Here is a 17,227-nt window from a genome sequence, read left to right as displayed (position 1 = left end):
CCAATCTCCGCCAAGCATGCTCAAGCTTCACGATTTTTGCAACAGAGCCCGCTGGTCTATGTGTTCGGGCATGGGCAGTTCATCCAGGCCGCGCACGCGATCGTCGCCGACGCCCATCTGGACGATCGAGGCAAGATGCTTGGGTTCTGGCGCAAAGGCGAGCCGCCCGCGATCGGCAACGCGCAACGGGTCGGGTTTCAATGGCGGGGGGGGCCGCTGGGAATGTGCGCCGCCGGTCGCCGCCTAGATCAACACCCGCTCTACCTCGTCGAGTGTCACGTCATCGGGCCGGCGATCGTAGAGCTGGGTAGTGCGGGTCGAACTGTGGTTCGCCATCGTCGCGGCTGTCTCCAGCGTGCCGCCGTTCTTCAAATAGGTGGTGATCCCCGTAGCGCGGAACGAATGGTTGCCGATCGCCGTCTCGATCTCGGCCGCGACGGCGCGACGGCGCACCATCGCGAAGGCATTGGCCTGGGGCAGGGGGGTGTCGCTTAAGCGCTTGGTCCCGCGCGCGATCGTACGGAACAGCGGCCCTTTGCGGTCCTCGCGCAAGTCGCAGCCATCGAGATATTCGGCCAAATAATGCTCAAGGTTGTGATGACAGGGCATTTCGTGGCGCTTGCCGCCCTTTTCGTGCAGCCGCACCCATAGTCGCCGATTCTGCACGAACACATCCTCCACGCGCATCGCCAGCGCCGCGCCGATCCGGGCAAACGAATAGACCATCAACCCGATCAGCGCCCGATCGCGCAAACCTGCCGGCGTCGTCGCATCGATCACATCCAGCAGTCGCCGCGCTTCGTCGGCGGCCAGCACCGGCGTCTTGCCGCGCCGGACGCTGTGCGCCGGCCCGCGCACCGACGCGGCCGGGTTCGTCGGCATGACCTGGCCTGTCACCAGCCAGTCGAACAGGTGGCGCACGGCCGCGAGCTGCTGCTTGACGGTGGGCGCGCTCACCTCGCGTCCCAGCGCCTCGATCCAGGCCGCGACATGAAGCGGCTGCAAGCCGGCGAGCGATGTGATGCCGCGCGCCGCTACCCAAGCCAAAAACTCGCCCGCTGCGCGCGCATAGGCACGGCGCGTATGGGGATTGCGGATGGTGACGGCGAAGAACTCGAGGAAGCGCAGCCGCGCCCGCTCATCGGCCGACGCGATGAGCGCGGGCAGCGCTAAGCTGGGTGACGGGAGAGGGGCGAGCTGGTTCATCGCCGACCGCGAACATGGGCGGCGGTGTCGATGACCGTTACGGCGTCCGGGGAAAGGTCTTCGACGCCATCAACAAAGCCGAATATCTCGGCTCGCCCGCCCTCGTTGCAAATACGCCCGGCGACTGTGCCGTGGATGATGGCGCGCGCTCCTGGCTCAAGGATCAGGTCGCCGGCGATTGTGCCATGCAGGATCAGCTTGATGCCGCTGCGCAGCGTCGCACTGCCGATCACCATGCCGTACAGAGCTAGATCCTCCTCGATCGCGAATGGGCCTTCTATCTTGTCGTGAACCGCCTTCATGTCCGCCCCGCATTAGTATGTGATAAAGAACATTATCACATATAGAGAGCCAAAGGAATCGACTTTGAGGATGAACGGGTAGCTCGTTGGTGCAACGGTCGCTGCGAACGATGGGCTTGCCAGGGCAAGCGTCGCCAATGCGACAAGCATGGCGCGAACCGCCATTTTCATGGATCTCTCCTTTTCAGGTCGTGGGGCCGGTCCTCACGGTTATCCGGCTCCCGTTAGCGGGGTCATTGCCCGCCCCTGAAAAGTAGCCCCAAGGATGGGGACGACGCCAATCAACTTGTCGTGGTCGCTCGGTTGCGGTCGCTGGCGCTCAAGCTCATATTCTGGCGATTGGTGAGGAAAACGTATGGGTATACTGGCAAATTCAGTGAAGATAGGCGTGCTGCTCTCAGCAGCAGGGCCGGTTGCCGCGCAGTCTGCGAGAGAACAGCCGCGTGTCGTCACCATGCCAGATGGCCGAACCGTGTATGTCGTGCCAGCGCAGCGAGGAGATACCCGCACGAAGCAGCCGCCGGTGCGTACCGTGGTCGCGCCGGATGGTCGCACCATTTACGTGGTAGAAGAGCAGCCCAAGGACACGCGCACGCAAAGGCAGCGCTGTCTGGATGAGGAAGTAGCGGCCGAAGGCGGATCGCCTTCACAACTAGCAATGGGCGCGATCGACCTAAAATGCAGCCAGCGTTGAAAAGTAGTAGGTGATGAGCATGGCCATGCTCCTGGACCTCAGGCGTCGTTCGCTAGCTCGTCCTGCCCCTGATAGTCATCCGGGTCGAACCCGAGCTTCTCGCGCATCAACTCTGCAGCCTTCTCGACTGGATCGAAACCAAGGCGATCTATCGCGCGCTGTCGGGCCTCGGGGTCTCTCATGAGATGCAGGAGGTACTTTGCAGCTGCCAAGCGGCGCGCGGTGGCATTGCCTTCAAGGCTTCCATCGTCATCATTGGAAGGCGGCGGGCGGTCCATCCCGTCACGCTATCGCATATCTCATCTGCTGGCAAAGGCCAGAGGCTGCGAGCAAAGAGCCGAAACCTTTAAGCGGCACGCCGTAGACCGCACCGAGATCATTGGTCTTTGCCAACGGGCGACAGGCCCTAGCGCCAGAGCGCAGCAAAGCGGCGGAACTATTCCCTAGCGCTTGGGTTTTTGATATAGGTTCGGCAATGCCGACTGTCCTGCGCATAGATGGCCTGCGGGTCGTGATCTATCCGAACGATCATCGTCCCGCTCATGTCCATGTTAAAGGGGCGGACGGCGAGGCGGTTTTCATCCTGCATTGCACCGATGGTCCGCCGGAGTTGCGGGAGAGCTACGGTTTCAAACTGCCGGCGCTAGGCGGCATCAAGGATGCCCTACAGGCGGCGCTGGCAGCCCTGTGCGCGGAATGGAGTGCTATTCATGGCAGTTACTGAACAGGAGTTCGATCAGGCCGAAAAGCGCATGACTGAACTGCGCGCCGCTGGCCATGCCGTCTCGGCGCGCTACGATCGCCGCCGCGCGCGCGTAGTGGTGGCGCTGAATACGGGTGTCGAGCTGACATTTCCGGCGCGGCTCGCCGAAGGCTTGGCCGACGCTCCCCCCGATGCGCTGACCGACATTGAGGTTAGCGCTGCCGGGTTGGGCCTGCATTGGCCCAAGCTCGACACCGATCTCTACGTACCCGCACTGTTGCAAGGCGTTTTCGGCTCGAAGCAATGGATGGCGCAGCAGCTAGGCGCGCAAGGCGGCCGATCGCGCACTGCGGCCAAGGTCGCGGCTGCGCGGGCGAACGGCCGCAAGGGCGGCCGCCCGAAGAAGTCGGCCAACGGCTGACGGAATCACCCGTGCGGCCGCGCGGACCCTGGGACGCGCCGCCGCTTTCGCCCTTGTCAGACCCTCCAAACAACATCGGCCCCGCCTGTCAGGGCGGGGCCGTCGATTCGGGATCAGAAGACAAAGGCCCGCTGTCGGCCAAGCTGTGACCATTGCAAATGGCCGGAACGGTCATGGCTAAACCATCCGTCCTCGATGCCGATAATCATGCCCTGAGTCTCGTCATCGGCGCACATCCGCTTCAAAACTTGATTGCCGTTGCGAGCTTCAGCGCGCCACCAGCTCGGCAAGCTGACCTATCAACGCGTCGGCTTTGTAGGGTTTGGCGATGAAAGCAGCGCCAGCAGGCAGCGTGCCGGGATCGGGCTGAATCCGTCCGGAGGTTACGAGAATGGCGATCTCCGGCCAACCCTCGGTGATCACGCCCGCGAGCGCCAGGCCGGTCATTCCCGACATCTCGATATCGGTGAATACCGTTCCAATGTCGTCACGGCCTTCAAGAATGGTGAGCGCGTCGGCCGCTTCGCACGCCTCGAACACGCGATAGCCCGCGTCCATGAGAATATCGGCCGCAAAGGCTCGCACAAGCGGTCCGTCCTCGACTATCAGAACGGCCGCCTCATGGCTGACCCTCGTGCCCGGTGATGTCATTGCGCTTGATCTCCCTGCTGATCCCCTCCCTTGTTGGTCGACTCGACACTTATCCCTTCCGCCGCGTCACGCAGCATTCCGGCCCAGCAGCCGAGTATGAGCGCCTCGTCAGGCGCGATTTCGTCAGTCAATACCGCATAAATGCCAAGAAGGTTGGCGGTTTCCTCAAGGGACTCGATCCCCTTTCGCGCCATCAACGTAGCGAACACCGTCAACGCGCCGCCGATTGCCCGCACAAGGGCGGGGTCGGCCGTTATGCGAAGGGGATCGGGATCGCTGCCATGTGTCGCGCTCTGCTCCATTTCAGGCACCCCATGCACTGTCAGGAAGTGGGACAACCATAAGGGCGAGGGGCGGCCTACCGGCCTCGTTGCCCCTCACCCGCCCCGCCAGCGCCATCTTGTCGTATAGCTGGCGGAGACCGGACCGGCCTGACGCTTCGTGAGGGCAAGTGTCGTCAAGCCACATCCGGCTTTGACCCGGAATCCATTTGGTTTCTTCATCCCGGCCGATGAGGGCGAGATCGATCATGCAACCCCCTCCCGGCGCTGCATGGCAATGGGGAGGATTGCGGCCCCCTGAGGCTCGGTGCCATCATCGATTTCGACCGCATTCTTGCCGCCGCGCTTGGCGCGATACATGGCCTGGTCGGCCGCGTGGATCAGCTCGCTTATGGTGCGCGGCACTTCGGGCGGAATCAGCAACGCGCCCATGCTACATGTCACCGGATAGCGCGATTGCGCCAGCACGGCCGACAGGCGGGCGTGAATATCGCGGGCAATGCCCTGGCCCTCCGCGATCGACGGCACGCGCACCAGCAATGCAAATTCATCGCCGCCAATACGGCCGATCAAATCTTCGCGGCGCATGATCGCGGATACCCCCTTGGCGAAAGCACGCAGGATTTCGTCGCCGGCAAGGTGGCCGGCACGGTCGTTCGCCGCCTTGAAATCATCGAGGTCGAGAAGCACGAGCAGGAGCGTTCGGCGTGTATGCCTCGCATCCTCGATCGCCTGCGCGCAGCGGCGGTGAAAAACCTCCTTATTGAGCGTGCCGGTCATGCGGTCGCGGTGCGCGTTGAACAATTCGCGGTCATAGGATCGCCGGAAACTGGTGACAGCGGCGGCGATGAACAGGAAGGCGGCGACGGGGACCGCGACGCGCAGCGCCAGCAGCGCGGGCGGAAGCTCGGGCGGGGCGTGCAGCGCCGGAACGGCTGTCAGGAACGCCGTGACGGTCGCCACGAAATAGCCCTCGCGCGCACCCAGCGCCCAGCAGGCTCCACAAATGACCGGCATGTAAAGCGGGGCAAAACCGATCGCCGGGAAGGAGAAATTCGCGGCAGCAACCCCTGTCGTCGCAGCGACGATCGCGAACCAGGCGCGTTCTCTCGACAGGGATTCAAGATGCTCGGCCAGTCGGCCGACAGGGAGGTGGCTGTTCATGCGCTGCGACCGCGCTTTAGCTTATGCAAGCGACGAATAATGAAGATGTGTGATTTCTGTGGCTTATCGACATAGATGGTATCCCTTCCATGTGGATCAGCCGCATGATGTGCCATTATGGCTGAACCGGTTCCCTCTCACGGCCCCGGACCGCGCTTCATGACACGTCATCATGTCCATGAATGTCGTCCGCTCCGCCGCACGATCCGCGTATTATAGTGCGTAGCGCGTTAATACGCGAATCCTGTCTAAGCTGCGGATGGACATCCGCAATCTTCTTGGTGCGAACCTCCGCCATCATCGTCTCGTAGCTCGGTTAAGCCAGGAAGCGGTGGCTGGCCGCATGGGCGTGGATCGTGCTTACATCAGCGCGGTTGAACGCGGCGTGCAGAACGTCACCCTCCTCATGCTGTGGGAGATCGCCCAGGCGCTTGACGTGCGACCATGCGACCTTCTGAATGAAAGCATCGTGCAACCTCAATCACCTCATGATCGCGGTGAAAAATGATCCAGCAAGCATGTGAAGTCCGGCCATAATATAGCCAAGACCCTCATCATTTGCCGGCCTTCACCTCAATCGTGCAGCGCACCGGCTTTTCTGCCTTTTCCGCCTGCTCGCGGCATTTCTGCACCGTCTCGCGATTGGCATCCGTCAGCGGCGAGGCCGCGACAATCAGCGCCCAGCTCTCCGGATCGGCCGCCTGCATCAACCGCTGCCCCGCCGCCCACGGGCCAGACTCATCGAGCACGCGGACCGCCATGCGCTCGGGCCAGCGCCAGCTATCGGGCGTCCACCGCGCGATCGGGCCGGCGAGCAGGGCGTAGAGGAACAGCCCCAGCGCCACACCACAAACACCGGCGACATACAGCCAGCGGTTTTGCTCGTCGCCGCGCCGCGCCGATGCAAGCCGGTTGCCAATCTCGCGCGCGGCCTGGTCCAGCCCCGCGCGCGCTTCGGCGACAAGACGCGCGTCCTCGCGGCGCGCACCGCTCGCCGCCGTCGCGATCTGGCCCGCCATGGCATCGGGCGTCATCGACAGGAGCGGGCTTTTGGCGATGGGGTCGATCCGCTGGGTGAGCGCGATCAATATCTTTTCGGTGCGTTCCAGCGTCGGCTCATAGTCGGGAATCTCGATATTCTCGCGCGCGGCGGTCAGGCCCTCGATCGCGGCGCGCAGCAACGCCACCTCGCCATGCACCGATGCCAACCGATCCTCGACCCGCGCAAACGCAGCCGCCGGATCGCCGTCTGCCTCCGAATTGTTGAAACCATCATCCTCTTTCTGCATTCGCGCTTCCTCCCGGCGATATTTGACAATTTTTCACAACGTCGCGCGAAATCAAATGCTAAGGAAAAATGCGACCCGAAGGGCTCGACTGCGAATGCGAGTCCATAAGCCAGGCCTGCCGGTCTATTGGACCGGCAGGCCATTTTTAACTACTGCCGCTCTAGCGGCTCATTCCCCGGTCACGGTCTATGCCAAGCTCCTGCGTCAACTGGCGGCCCAGCTCGCCGCCGCCCATATCACGGCCCCGGCTCATGCCGATCTCAAGCCCCAGCTCGCGGGTGCGATTACGCAGGATCGATTCCACCTGGGGATCGCGCTCAAGGCTTTTCGCCATGCCCGCCATTTCCTTGCCCGCCTTCTCGCGGCCCGTCATGTCGCCGGCGCGATAAAGCCGGTCACGGTCCTGGGAGAGCTGTTGCCAGCGTTCCACGAACCGATCGGCGCGCAAGTTCGGATCGGCCCGCACCTTGGCCTCCTGCGCCATCGCATCCATCATCGGGCCGCTGCGCCCCGCCGCCGCCTCATGGAGCAAGCCGGGTTCGCGCTGGAACGCCGATGCCATATCGCGCGAAGCCCCCGCCCTGATCTGGTCCAGCGCCTCGGTCGCGCGCTCGAGCGCGACCTTCTGATGCTCCAATACCGGCCCGCCCGATGCGCGGGCCTGCAACACCGCCTCGGCCGAACGCGAGGCCCGCTCGACCGCGCGCCGGAAATCATGGGTAAGGCCCTGCTCGGCACGCGCCGGGGCTTCCTTCGCCGGCGTCGGCGTGCGCGACGACAGTTTCAGCCCATCGAACATGCCCCGCTTGGGAGCCGCTTTTTCCTTCGCGCCCTGCGCTGGCTCGGCCGCCTTCGCCGGCTCGGCCGACAGCTTCAAGCCGTCGAACATGCCGCGCCGCGGCTGTCGCTCGGCCGCGGCCTTCGCATCCCCTGCGCCGCGGCCCTCGCCGATCTCGCGTGGGCGTGGATCTCCGCCCATCTGGCGCATGGTGCCAGCACGCGGGCCAAGAAGCTCCACACCCTTGCGCTCGGGCGCATCCGGCAATCGGATCTCGCCCGACAGACCGCGCCGATCGGCGAACGATTGCGCCTCGGCGTCGCGGTCCCGATACATGGGATAATCCGACGCCATATCCTTCGCCCGCTCGCGCGACAGCGTGCGGACAAGCCGCCGATCGTCGGCGAAGTCGTCGCGGCCATAGTGGAGCTGCACGCCCTCACGGTGCCGCGACAGCGCCACATAGGCCGCATGGCGGTCCATCCCCGGCGTCGCCAGCACATGCCCCTGATCGACCGTCACGCCCTGCGATTTGTGGATGGTCGCGGCATAGCCATGATCGACATGGGCATAGTCCTTGAGGTCGAACGCCACCTGTCGGCCATCATCGAGCCGCACCGCCATGCTGTCGGGCGACACGCGCTCGACCTTCCCCAGCGTGCCGTTCTTCACGCCTAGCCCGCGCTCGTTTTTCAGGAACATGATGCGGTCGCCGGTCGCGAACTCGCGCGCGCCCCGCTCGGCCGAAATCCGCACGTCCTGCCCCAGCTCGCCGGCTTCGCGCAGCCGATCGCGCGCGGCCTGGTTCAAATCACGAACCTCGGCATTGGTGTGGGTGAGGATGATCCGCGTCTTTTCGGGATCGGCAAGCCGCTGCGCGTCCCATGTGTCGATCAGCTCGGCCCGCGCAGCCTCGCGCGTCTCGGCCGCGTGGACCATGCCGTGCTGCTCATAGGCATGGATCGCCTCGCCGGTGCGGCCCGTCGCCAGCGCCCGCGTGGCGTCGCGCTGCCAGTCCTCATGCTGCCGGCGAACCTCGTTGATCTCGGCCGCGCCGTGACGCTCGGCGAGCGCGCGGAACGCCGCGCCGGCCTCGATCGCCTGCAACTGCTCGGCGTCGCCGACTAGAACGACCTTGGCCCCTGCCCGCTCGGCCTCGCTAAGCACGCGCTCCATCTGGCGCGTGCCGATCATGCCGGCCTCGTCGATCACCAGCACGTCGCGCGGGCCTAGCAGCTCGCGGCCCTGGCCCCATTGATATTCCATGCTGGCGATCGTGCGCGACTGGATGCCGGAGCCACCTTCCAAACCCTCGGCCGCGATCCCCGACAGCGCCGCGCCGCGCACCTGATAGCCGGCGCGCTCCCATTCGTCGCGCGCCACGCCCAACATGGTCGATTTGCCGGTGCCGGCATAGCCGACGACGATTGCCAGGTCGTTCTTGCCGGTGATATGCGCCAGGGCGTCCTTTTGCTGGCTTCCCAGCGCAAGGCTTCCACTCTCGGCGGTGTCTCGCCCCCCCATTTGAGACGCCGCCGAGAGACCATGCCCCGCCCGATCCGCAAGCCGATCGCCGGCCTGGCTCAACCGCTGCTCGGTGTCGATCATGTCGCGCGACGTGAACCGATCCTCGCCGCGCCCGTCCTTCCCCAGCGCCACCAGCTCGGGCGAGGTCCGCACCGCGCTCATCACCTGGTCGAACTGGTCCTTGCCGTCGCTATGCCGGAACGCGAACTGCGCCAGGTCGCGCCGCGTGAACGTCGCCTGTTGCCGGGTGATCGCATCGAGCGCGATTTGCGGATTGGCGATGATCTTCTCGCCATTCTCGCGCGCGATCCGGGCATGGTCCTCGACCCGCTCGGCCTCAAGCCCCTGTTCGGGCATCCGCGACGCCGCCGGCCCGATCTTGTGTTGGGGTTCAAGGTCGATGCCCTGCGCCTCCAACGTCCGGTGATCTATGCGGGCGTCTATATCCAGCTCGGCCAACCGCTCGTTGACATGATCGGCCCAGGCCACGCGCCATTCCTGCAACAGCGCCGTGCTGTTCCACTCGCGCACCTTCTGGCCGAAGCCCTCCGGGCCAACCTCGCGCATCGACAGCATGACATGCGCGTGCGGCTTGGGTTGCCCGTCCTTGCCCATGTCCCAATGTACATTCATGTCCGCGACCATGCCGCGTTCGACGAACTGCTTTTCGACAAAATCGCGGGCGAGCTGGATGCCCTGTTGCTGGTTCAGCTCGCGCGGAATCGAGAACTCCACCTCGCGCGCCAACTGCGCGTCCTTGCGCTTCTCGCCGGCCTCAACCTCGTTCCACAAGGTCGCGCGATCGTTTAAACGCTCCGGCGCACCCTCGGGAGCCAAGATTTCCGAATGGACGACGCCGGCCTTGTTTGAGAAATCATGGTCGCGCCCTAGCCGGTCATCGTGCAGCCGTTCCGCCGCACGATAGGCCGCGCTGGCAACGGCGCTCGATCCGTTGGCGCGGCTGATGACCTTGGCCGAGAAATGGTAGATCGCCATAACAGCCCCTATACTGCCTTTCTGAGCGCACGTCGGCAACGACGTATAAGCGCGCACTTACACTCTCTGCCGTTCGCGTGATTGACTTGGCCGCATTTTTGTTCGGAACCGCTGTCCTGTGCCTGCGATCGTGCTACGCTGCGGCTCCCGATCATGGGCGCGAGGGAGAGAATATGCGCAAGGTCCGCGACTATGACGCCGAGTTGAAGGCGCTGGGCGACAAGGCCCGCGCGCTCAAGGCGAAGAAGGTGCAGCAACTAGGCGAGCTGGTCACGTCCACCGGGGCAGATGCGCTCGATCCCGACATGCTGGCGGGCGTGCTGCTCGCCGCCGTGGGATCGGCTAACGCGGAAGAAAAGGAGGCGTGGCGCTCGCGGGGCGCGGCCTTCTTTCAGGGGCGCGGGCGCAAGGCTTGGCGACGCACTGGCTGCGACGGCGAAGGCGGCAAGCAAACTGGCGCAAGCGAGGAACAGGCTTGAAGACGCCGCGCGTCGCGCTGATACGAGAGGATGGGTCATGGCCCGACGCGAGCGCACGCGCCATCTCATAGAGTTGGGCGGCCTCGTCCAGAAAGCCGGCCTCGTCGAACTGGCCGACGACGATCGCGCCACCCTCTATGGCGCGATGCTCGAACTGGCTGGACGTGTGCGGGAGGATAAAGCCGGCGATCTGCTGGTGCTCTGGAAGCGGCGTGGGCGTCGCGCATTCGACGCGGAAGCGGAGGAGCAGGAGGACTCGCAATGAGGCTGGACGATTACCGCGTCATGAAACGCCCCGACAAGAAACTCGAAAGCGCATGGGGCCTCTGGTCAGAAAAAAGCCAGAGCTGGCTCGATCTTCTCTTTCCGAGCGAACAGTCCGCCCGCGAAGCCCTCGATTATCTGCACCGCCATAGCACCGGGAAGGACCATCAATGAACAGCCTCGATATCGAAACGATCCGCAACCAGGTCCGCACGCTCGATTATGTGCGCGGCACCCCCGCCGAAGTCGCAATGTGGCGCGAAGCCGATGCCGAGGCCCGCGCCAATCTCACGATCGAAGGCATGGACCTCACCATCGGCGAACAGGCCCTGTTCGAAATGCTGCGCGCCGAAGCCGTGCCCCCTCCCCTCGCCACGGCCATCGTCCTCAAGCTGCTCGATCATCCTGACGCCGACCCGGCGCTGCCGATCACGCCGCTCGCTCGCCTGAAGAACCTCGAACGTGGACGGGAGGAACAATGAGCCTGACCCTATCCTTGCGCCGCTCCGGCGCGATCCTGTTGGCTGGTGCCGCCGCTTGTCTGGTCGCTGGTCCCGCCAGCGCCGCCGACACGCCCCCCGCCTGTCCGGTGACGGATGCACCCTCCAACGCTGTCGCCATTACCTCCACGCCCCTGCCCGTCGAGGCACTGGGCGGCCATTACCGCACGGACACCGGATGGCCTGCCCCCGGAGAGGGGCGCATTGGACAATTGCGCTACGGTTGGGGGCTGATGCTCCAATCGGACGATCCGCGCTTTGCCGACTTCGATCAATCCCCCGGCCCGGTGCATTCCCGCTCGTCGGGATGCTGGATCACCTGGGATCGCCAATATGGCAAAAGCGGAATCGTCGCCGTCTCCAATGGGCGTATCGGCAAGAGCGGCTATGTCGAGGGCTATGTCCCGCCCCGCCCCGATCGCACCCCTACGATCGCCGGATTTCGTTTCGTCACCGCGCAAAAGGTTAGCCGCAAGAATTATGACTGGGTTGGCCTGTGGGTCGCGGAAGGCAACGACCAGCGCACCCAGATCATCGGTTTCAACGACACTGCACACACCGTCCTAGCGAACCTCCCTTTCCGGTTCGGGGGCATGGCCTCCCTGCCTGATCTACATGGCGTGGCCAGTCATATGACTCTGATCGGGGAAGGCCGCCCCGGCCAGCCCGTCCCTTGGCTGCGCCTCATCTGGTTCACCCGCCCTCTGGACCCGCAAAAATGAGTGGGCCGGTTGTCGGAGAAGAGGGCAACGCAGGCTGTATCCTTGCTGCCGGCGGAGCCTTTGCCGTCCTGTTCGGCACGGCCTGGCTGCTCGAAAAGGTGATGCCGACCTCGATCGCCAGCACCATCGCCTGGGTGGCGCTCGTTGTCTTCCTCGTGCTGGTCTGGAAATATGGTTTCAAGGGTCGCCGCAACGCGCTGCTCGGCTCGGCCGCCTTCGGTGGAATCGATGACGTGCGCGCCCTTGCGAGCAACAAGGGCGATCTCCTGATTGGTCGATCCTTCAGAACCGGCAAGCTGCTGCGCTATGACGGCCCCGCCCATCTCCTGACCATGGCCCCTACGCGCAGCGGCAAGGGCGTAGGCACCATCATTCCCAATCTGCTGACCATCGACCGCTCGGTGATCTGCATCGACCCTAAGGGCGAGAACGCCCGCGTCACCGCCCGCACCCGCGCCACCAAGGGCAAGGTCTGGTGCCTCGATCCCTTCGGCGTCTCCGGGCAACCCGCCGCCCGCTATAATCCGCTCGACCGGCTAGACCCGGAAAGCCTCGATCTGGCTGAAGACGCCATGACGCTGGCCGATGCTCTGGTCCACGATTCCGCAGGGCAAGGCGGCGAGGCGCATTGGAACGAGGAAGCCAAGGCGCTGATCGCGGGCCTGATCCTCTATGGCGTGGTCCACGAGGATCGCGAGCGCCGCACCCTGGCGACGGTGCGCGACTATCTCACGCTCGCACCCAAGGATTTTGCCGATCTGCTCGCCCGCATGCAGGACAGCCACGGCGCCGGCGGCCTCATAGCCCGCGCCGCCAACCGCCACCTCGGCAAGTCCGATCGCGAAGCCGCAGGGGTGTTGTCCTCGGCCCAGCGCCATACCCATTTTCTCGACAGCCCCCGCATCGTCGCCAGCACATCGGCCTCTGACTTCACCTTTGCAGGGTTGAAAGAGGGGGTTTCCACGGTGTTTCTCTGTCTGCCCCCCGATCGTCTCGATGCCTATTCGCGCTGGCTGCGCCTGCTGATCGCTCAGGCACTGACCGACATGGCCCGCTCGGCAGTCAAACCGGCGCGGCCCGTCCTTTTCCTGCTCGATGAGTTCGCCGCCCTGGGCAGGCTCGAACCCGTCGAGCGCGCCATGGGGCTGATGGCCGGATACGGGCTGCAGCTCTGGCCCATCCTGCAGGATATGCACCAGTTGCGCGCCCTCTATGGCGAGCGCGCGGGCACCTTCCTGTCGAATGCCGGGGTGTTGCAGGCGTTCGGGGTGAACGACCACGCGACCGCCGAGCTGCTGTCCAAGTCGATGGGACAGGAAACCCTCGAATTTCGCACGGCGGGGTATTCCGAGACGCATGGCAGCATTTTTGAGCGGGCCAAGCATACCCGCTCGATCAGCACCCAGGTCAGCGCGCGCAACCTCATGAACCCTGACGAAATCATGCGGATGGGGCCGGACGAGCAGTTGCTATTGATCCAGGGCAAGGACCCTCTCCGGGTCCAGAAAATCCGATATTACGACCAGCGCGAGTTCGCGGGCAGCTTCGATCAGGCGTAAAATGACGGCGTAGAATATATCCGAATATATTCTGGATATATTCTGGCGACAGGCGCGCGAGATCAGTAAAATGACCTCCGGTCGCCAGGGTCTTGGAACGCCTTATGCACTTAGGGCGACCCAAGCGCCCGCTGCGTCGTGGAAGCGCGGCGGGCGCTTGTTGCCTTTCCTTCCCGCTACCAAGATCAATTTGGAGTAAGTGGGTCCACCGGTTAACAGCCCGGCGGACCCGGTGCATGTGATGACCACATACGAAGCCTCATTATCATAGCTGATCGAAGGCCCGTATGCGATGAGATTCGATCCGGTGCAGGAAACCCGATGGAGAATACACAGGGATCGATAGCCATCGAATTTCGTCAGGGCTGGGGGTGGCTGGTCCTCGCGGCGCTGACGATCTCGACCATCGGCGATGAAATCACGCTGCTGACGTTGATGTTCCGCACCGCCGAAAGCGCGCGCGCCTATGGCGTGCCGGCGCTGCTGATTGCCGAGTTGCTTCCGGGCCTGATCGCCGCACCCTGGGCGGGCCGCCTTATCGACCGCAGAGGCGCAGGCCGCGTTCTAGTCGTCGTGTCGGCGCTACAAGCGGCGGCGATCGCGCTCATCGCCTACTATCCAGCATTCACGCTCGCCGGGGCCGCGCTGCTCAGTGTGCTGTTCACGATCACCAGCGCGGCCACCTTCGCGCTGATCCCGGTTCTGGCAAGCGCGCTCGGCATGACGCTCGCGCGGGCCAACAGCTTTCTCGAAGTCGTCCGCAGCCTCGGAATGCTCGCCGGTCCTGTCGCCGGCGGCGTGCTGGTGGGCTGGATGGGATCGACAAACGCCCTCCTGATTGACGCCGCCAGCTTCACCCTGCTGCTGCTCGTAGTCGCGATGAGCGGTCTGCGCCGCGCGCCGCAGGAGCATGAGACGGAAGAAACCACGTTGCTCGCCGATTATCGGCCGCTGCTCGGCAATCGGCGCGTGATGGTGGTGACCGGCGCGCTCAGTCTTGAAGTGTTTGCGACCGCCATCGCCGATGTCGCCTTTGTGTTCCTTATCATCATGACCCTGAAAAGCGGCCCTGCCACGTTCGGCGTGCTGACCGCTTTGTGGGCCGCCGGAATGCTGGTCGGCGCGGCCCTGGCCGAACGGATCATCGGCTGCAGGATCGGCCTGGCTGCGTTCGGAACCGCCGCGATCATGGGCGCGACCATGCTGCTGATCGGTCTCGCGCCTGTAAGCCTTGTGATCGTTGGCATCGCCTTCATCGCCGGCGGCGGCGCCAACAGCGTTCACAATGTCGCCGTACGGACCCTGCTGCAATCCGAATGCCCGCCCGCCGATCATGGCAAGGTCGCCGCGATCTACGGCGCGGTGACGCGCACCGCTGCGATCGGCGGCTATGTCGTCGGTGGCTTCTTCGTGCCGCACGACGCGCCGTCTGCCTATCTGGTGGGTGGCCTGCTCGGTGTCGGTGCCGGGATCATCGGGTGGCGAATATTCAACGGCGGATGGTCGCTGGCCCATCCGATCAGGCGGGGAGGCGTTTAAACGGATCTCGCGCCGGAAAAATCGGCACGCCCTGGGAGGCTCGTAGAGCGCCGCAAGCGGTTCCGACGCCCGAAGCCTTATCCGACGCCTGAAATGGAACTAGGCGGCCCGGAAATCGCGCCTGTGGTGACGTTTCCGCCTTCCCTGCCCTCCCGATCGCAGCGCCACCTATCCGCTTGGCTTTTCTGGAAAGCCATTTGCAACGGTTGGTTTAGGCGGTGTGCTGGCGATAGGAGCGCGACGATTGCTATCATCTCCAAACAAACAAAAGTGTGCCGGCGAAGCCGGCTCCATCTCATGGGGGATGCCGGGTGGGAGGATCGCTTTAGCGATCCGGGGCGGCCAAAGGCCGCGAGCCGGCGGGGGCGAAGCCCCCAAGAGGCGGTGCTACTGTCTTTGTCGCAGGCACACACCGATGGATCTGGAGTTATCCACAGGCCGCAGGCGCTGTCGTGGCGTTAAAGGATTCTGTTAAAATAGGAATCGTTAAGTAAGTTAAGGCGGAAAAACCAAGGTTTTATGATATTCAATTCAATGGCTTATCCATTTCGCCGGTGGGTGAAACCCCGTGATTCGGTGGGTGAAACCCCGATAGTGGGGTGGGTGAAACCCCGATGGTATGGTGGGTGAAACCCCGACCCTTTTGGCAAGCGACTCAGCGACACATTCGAGTCGTCAAATGGTGGGTGAAACCCCGATAATTGCCCTCGCGAGGGGCCGGATTCACAGTTTTGCCGACCCTTTACGACTCGCTGTCCCGAAATCCGGGGCAGGCTGCCCCTGTTTCTGGGGCAGCGGTGTGTGAAACCACGATAGTTAGCGTGCCCCGCCCCGCGCGAGGCGGTCCATAAGATCGTCCACTTCCCCGGCGCGGCGACGATCGGCCTCGTAACGCTCATGGCGCTCGCGTTCGGCCTCTAGTCTAGCGTGCAGCTCGGCTGCCTCGGCCGCGCCGCGCAGCTCGAACAGTACTGCCGGCGCGCCCTCGACCGTCTTGGTCATGGTCATGGTGTATTCGGGGAGTTGGTCGGCCTCGATGATCTTCCGCAACATGCGGTTGAACTCCTTGGGCTGGGCGTCACTCCCGGCCTTCTCTCGCAGCAGTTCGACGCGGCACGTCCATCCGCCCCGCTGACTGCCGGCGTGCTTGCGCGCGATACGATACACTGCCCGCTCAAGCCCGCCTGTCAGCAGGAAATAATCGACGTGCATGGTGAGAAGCGACCGCTCGCTGACAATCCCCTCATAGACCCAGTTCGACAGGGTGATGGTCATCCCGCGCGGTTGCTCTGTCGCGGGATCGACCTCCAGGCTCCACCCGTCCAGCCACCCGAATTGCGCTTCGGTGCGGCGCTTGGGCGCGCGCAGCGACGTGCGAATGGAAGTCGTCTCCAGGCGCGACAAAGCCGCCTGCAGCTCGGTATAGTCGCGCCCGCCCGTCCCGCGCCGGATCGCCCGCAACAGGTCGTAGGTCGTCGTGGTCAGCGTCCGGGGCAGATCGTTGACGCCCTGCTCCTTCATCCGGTTGAGGACCGACGCGGCCCAAATCAATATGTCGGCGTCCCATATCGTCGCCATGCCGTAGGCGGGCATCGCCTCGACCTTCACCCACGCCTCGCCGTCCGGGCTGCGATATTCGATCGGCTTGAGGCGCTTACGTTTCTGGAGCGAGAAAAACGGGCGCTCCATCACCTCCCGCTGATCCTTCAGCGGGAGGTCGTTCATCAGCGGAATGAACAAGTCGAACGTGGGATTGGGATCGCGGCGCTTGCTCACGGGGCGAACCGGGTATGCCCGCGCGTCACGAGATATTGCCGCAAGAGCCGCTCGGTGATGACGGTCAGCGGCTCGCCCCCTTCCTCGACGCTCAATTGCCGCAAGGTGCGGTGCATGTCCTCGGGGATATGGATCAGCACGGGCTTCTTGCCGGGGTGGCTGCTGCGCCGCGCCGGGCTTTCGCCGGGATCGCTGCGCGCCCCCTGCCCTCCCCTGCCCCGTTGCTTTGGGACCGCCTCTGCCCTCGTCGGTTTGGAAGATGGCGCTGCTGCCGGCGTCGACGGCGCTATCGCTTCAGTCGCGGCCTGGGGCACAGGCGGCGGGGCTCTGTTGCAAAAATCGTGAAGCTTGAGCATGCTTGGCGGAGATTGGACGG

Annotated in this window: 22 protein-coding genes and 1 pseudogene; 12 read left to right on the top strand and 11 right to left on the bottom strand. The window is 64.2% G+C overall.

Translation table 11 applies throughout. The features are described 5' to 3' along the window. A pseudogene (locus SPHS8_RS20535) lies at positions 1 to 247 on the top strand (hypothetical protein); the annotation flags it as partial. Here the strand turns inward: SPHS8_RS20535 and SPHS8_RS19455 are convergent. From SPHS8_RS19455 to SPHS8_RS19445, 3 genes are read right to left on the bottom strand one after another with little or no spacing between them, the layout of a single operon-like run. Continuing rightward, positions 244 to 1,206: a tyrosine-type recombinase/integrase gene (locus SPHS8_RS19455; protein WP_007681981.1), complete on the bottom strand. Its 963-nt coding sequence runs from the start codon at positions 1,204 to 1,206 to the stop codon at positions 244 to 246. The pseudogene SPHS8_RS20535 and the gene SPHS8_RS19455 overlap by 4 nt on opposite strands. Beyond that, positions 1,203 to 1,508, bottom strand: a complete 306-nt coding sequence (locus SPHS8_RS19450; RefSeq protein ID WP_007681980.1) for a hypothetical protein — start codon at positions 1,506 to 1,508, stop codon at positions 1,203 to 1,205. Before SPHS8_RS19450 ends, SPHS8_RS19455 begins: the two co-directional genes overlap by 4 nt. 12 nt (positions 1,509 to 1,520) lie before the next feature. After that, a complete protein-coding gene (locus SPHS8_RS19445) occupies positions 1,521 to 1,679 on the bottom strand; it encodes a hypothetical protein (RefSeq protein ID WP_201516802.1) in 159 nt (52 codons plus the stop codon). 184 nt (positions 1,680 to 1,863) lie between these two features. Here SPHS8_RS19445 and SPHS8_RS19440 point away from each other — a divergent pair, with 184 nt between their 5' ends. Beyond that, on the top strand, positions 1,864 to 2,202 hold the full coding sequence (locus tag SPHS8_RS19440; RefSeq protein ID WP_062121909.1) for a hypothetical protein: 339 nt from the start codon (positions 1,864 to 1,866) through the stop codon (positions 2,200 to 2,202). A gap of 38 nt (positions 2,203 to 2,240) precedes the next feature. On the opposite strand, the gene SPHS8_RS19435 is transcribed toward SPHS8_RS19440, so the two are convergent. Continuing rightward, positions 2,241 to 2,480, bottom strand: coding sequence for a hypothetical protein (locus tag SPHS8_RS19435; protein ID WP_017503330.1), 240 nt, complete (start codon positions 2,478 to 2,480; stop codon positions 2,241 to 2,243). 197 nt (positions 2,481 to 2,677) lie between these two features. Here SPHS8_RS19435 and SPHS8_RS19430 point away from each other — a divergent pair, with 197 nt between their 5' ends. Next, entirely contained in the window at positions 2,678 to 2,926 is a 249-nt protein-coding gene (locus SPHS8_RS19430) for a DUF4160 domain-containing protein (RefSeq protein WP_017503331.1), read from the top strand. Beyond that, positions 2,913 to 3,326 (top strand): DUF2442 domain-containing protein, encoded by a 414-nt coding sequence (locus tag SPHS8_RS19425; protein WP_017503332.1) that lies wholly within the window; start codon positions 2,913 to 2,915, stop codon positions 3,324 to 3,326. Before SPHS8_RS19430 ends, SPHS8_RS19425 begins: the two co-directional genes overlap by 14 nt. A 267-nt stretch (positions 3,327 to 3,593) precedes the next feature. On the opposite strand, the gene SPHS8_RS19420 is transcribed toward SPHS8_RS19425, so the two are convergent. The 3 genes from SPHS8_RS19420 to SPHS8_RS19410 form a co-directional block, all read right to left on the bottom strand. Next, positions 3,594 to 3,977, bottom strand: coding sequence for a response regulator (locus SPHS8_RS19420; RefSeq protein ID WP_038293089.1), 384 nt, complete (start codon positions 3,975 to 3,977; stop codon positions 3,594 to 3,596). After that, a complete protein-coding gene (locus SPHS8_RS19415) occupies positions 3,974 to 4,279 on the bottom strand; it encodes a hypothetical protein (protein ID WP_017503334.1) in 306 nt (101 codons plus the stop codon). The genes SPHS8_RS19420 and SPHS8_RS19415 overlap by 4 nt, the downstream gene beginning before the upstream one ends. A gap of 225 nt (positions 4,280 to 4,504) precedes the next feature. Continuing rightward, positions 4,505 to 5,422 (bottom strand): GGDEF domain-containing protein, encoded by a 918-nt coding sequence (locus SPHS8_RS19410; protein WP_017503336.1) that lies wholly within the window; start codon positions 5,420 to 5,422, stop codon positions 4,505 to 4,507. A gap of 259 nt (positions 5,423 to 5,681) precedes the next feature. Here SPHS8_RS19410 and SPHS8_RS19405 point away from each other — a divergent pair, with 259 nt between their 5' ends. Next, positions 5,682 to 5,930 (top strand): helix-turn-helix domain-containing protein, encoded by a 249-nt coding sequence (locus tag SPHS8_RS19405; protein WP_066564288.1) that lies wholly within the window; start codon positions 5,682 to 5,684, stop codon positions 5,928 to 5,930. 46 nt (positions 5,931 to 5,976) lie between these two features. Here SPHS8_RS19405 and SPHS8_RS19400 read toward each other — a convergent pair whose 3' ends face one another. Continuing rightward, positions 5,977 to 6,711, bottom strand: a complete 735-nt coding sequence (locus SPHS8_RS19400) for a DUF6118 family protein (protein WP_017503338.1) — start codon at positions 6,709 to 6,711, stop codon at positions 5,977 to 5,979. A gap of 160 nt (positions 6,712 to 6,871) precedes the next feature. After that, the gene (traA, locus tag SPHS8_RS19395; protein WP_201516801.1) at positions 6,872 to 10,012 is read right to left on the bottom strand and encodes a Ti-type conjugative transfer relaxase TraA; all 3,141 of its coding nucleotides are present in this window, start codon (positions 10,010 to 10,012) and stop codon (positions 6,872 to 6,874) included. A gap of 173 nt (positions 10,013 to 10,185) precedes the next feature. On the opposite strand from traA, the gene SPHS8_RS19390 reads away from it, so the two are divergent. The 7 genes from SPHS8_RS19390 (at position 10,186) to SPHS8_RS19360 (ending at position 15,075) form a co-directional block, all read left to right on the top strand. After that, on the top strand, positions 10,186 to 10,491 hold the full coding sequence (locus SPHS8_RS19390; protein ID WP_066564286.1) for a conjugal transfer protein TraD: 306 nt from the start codon (positions 10,186 to 10,188) through the stop codon (positions 10,489 to 10,491). 37 nt (positions 10,492 to 10,528) lie between these two features. Beyond that, a complete protein-coding gene (locus SPHS8_RS19385) occupies positions 10,529 to 10,756 on the top strand; it encodes a conjugal transfer protein TraD (protein ID WP_026109654.1) in 228 nt (75 codons plus the stop codon). Next, positions 10,753 to 10,929: a hypothetical protein gene (locus tag SPHS8_RS19380; protein ID WP_017503342.1), complete on the top strand. Its 177-nt coding sequence runs from the start codon at positions 10,753 to 10,755 to the stop codon at positions 10,927 to 10,929. The genes SPHS8_RS19385 and SPHS8_RS19380 overlap by 4 nt, the downstream gene beginning before the upstream one ends. After that, positions 10,926 to 11,237 (top strand): hypothetical protein, encoded by a 312-nt coding sequence (locus SPHS8_RS19375; RefSeq protein WP_017503343.1) that lies wholly within the window; start codon positions 10,926 to 10,928, stop codon positions 11,235 to 11,237. Before SPHS8_RS19380 ends, SPHS8_RS19375 begins: the two co-directional genes overlap by 4 nt. Further along, positions 11,234 to 11,977 (top strand): hypothetical protein, encoded by a 744-nt coding sequence (locus SPHS8_RS19370; RefSeq protein ID WP_066564284.1) that lies wholly within the window; start codon positions 11,234 to 11,236, stop codon positions 11,975 to 11,977. The genes SPHS8_RS19375 and SPHS8_RS19370 overlap by 4 nt, the downstream gene beginning before the upstream one ends. Further along, entirely contained in the window at positions 11,974 to 13,536 is a 1,563-nt protein-coding gene (locus tag SPHS8_RS19365; protein ID WP_066564280.1) for a type IV secretory system conjugative DNA transfer family protein, read from the top strand. Before SPHS8_RS19370 ends, SPHS8_RS19365 begins: the two co-directional genes overlap by 4 nt. Before the next feature lie 321 nt (positions 13,537 to 13,857). Then, positions 13,858 to 15,075, top strand: coding sequence for an MFS transporter (locus SPHS8_RS19360; RefSeq protein ID WP_185707983.1), 1,218 nt, complete (start codon positions 13,858 to 13,860; stop codon positions 15,073 to 15,075). Between the two features lie 816 nt (positions 15,076 to 15,891). Here the strand turns inward: SPHS8_RS19360 and SPHS8_RS19355 are convergent. Continuing rightward, positions 15,892 to 16,851, bottom strand: coding sequence for a replication initiator protein A (locus SPHS8_RS19355; protein ID WP_017503520.1), 960 nt, complete (start codon positions 16,849 to 16,851; stop codon positions 15,892 to 15,894). Beyond that, a complete protein-coding gene (locus SPHS8_RS19350) occupies positions 16,848 to 17,207 on the bottom strand; it encodes a hypothetical protein (RefSeq protein ID WP_201516800.1) in 360 nt (119 codons plus the stop codon). Before SPHS8_RS19350 ends, SPHS8_RS19355 begins: the two co-directional genes overlap by 4 nt. Between the last annotated feature and the right edge of the window lie 20 nt (positions 17,208 to 17,227).

The sequence above is a fragment of the Sphingobium sp. S6 genome (assembly GCF_905120495.1).
Classification (GTDB): Bacteria; Pseudomonadota; Alphaproteobacteria; order Sphingomonadales; family Sphingomonadaceae; genus Sphingobium; species Sphingobium agri.
The sequence above is the reverse complement of the archived record's forward strand: the minus strand, read 5'-3'. Positions and strand labels throughout refer to the sequence as shown.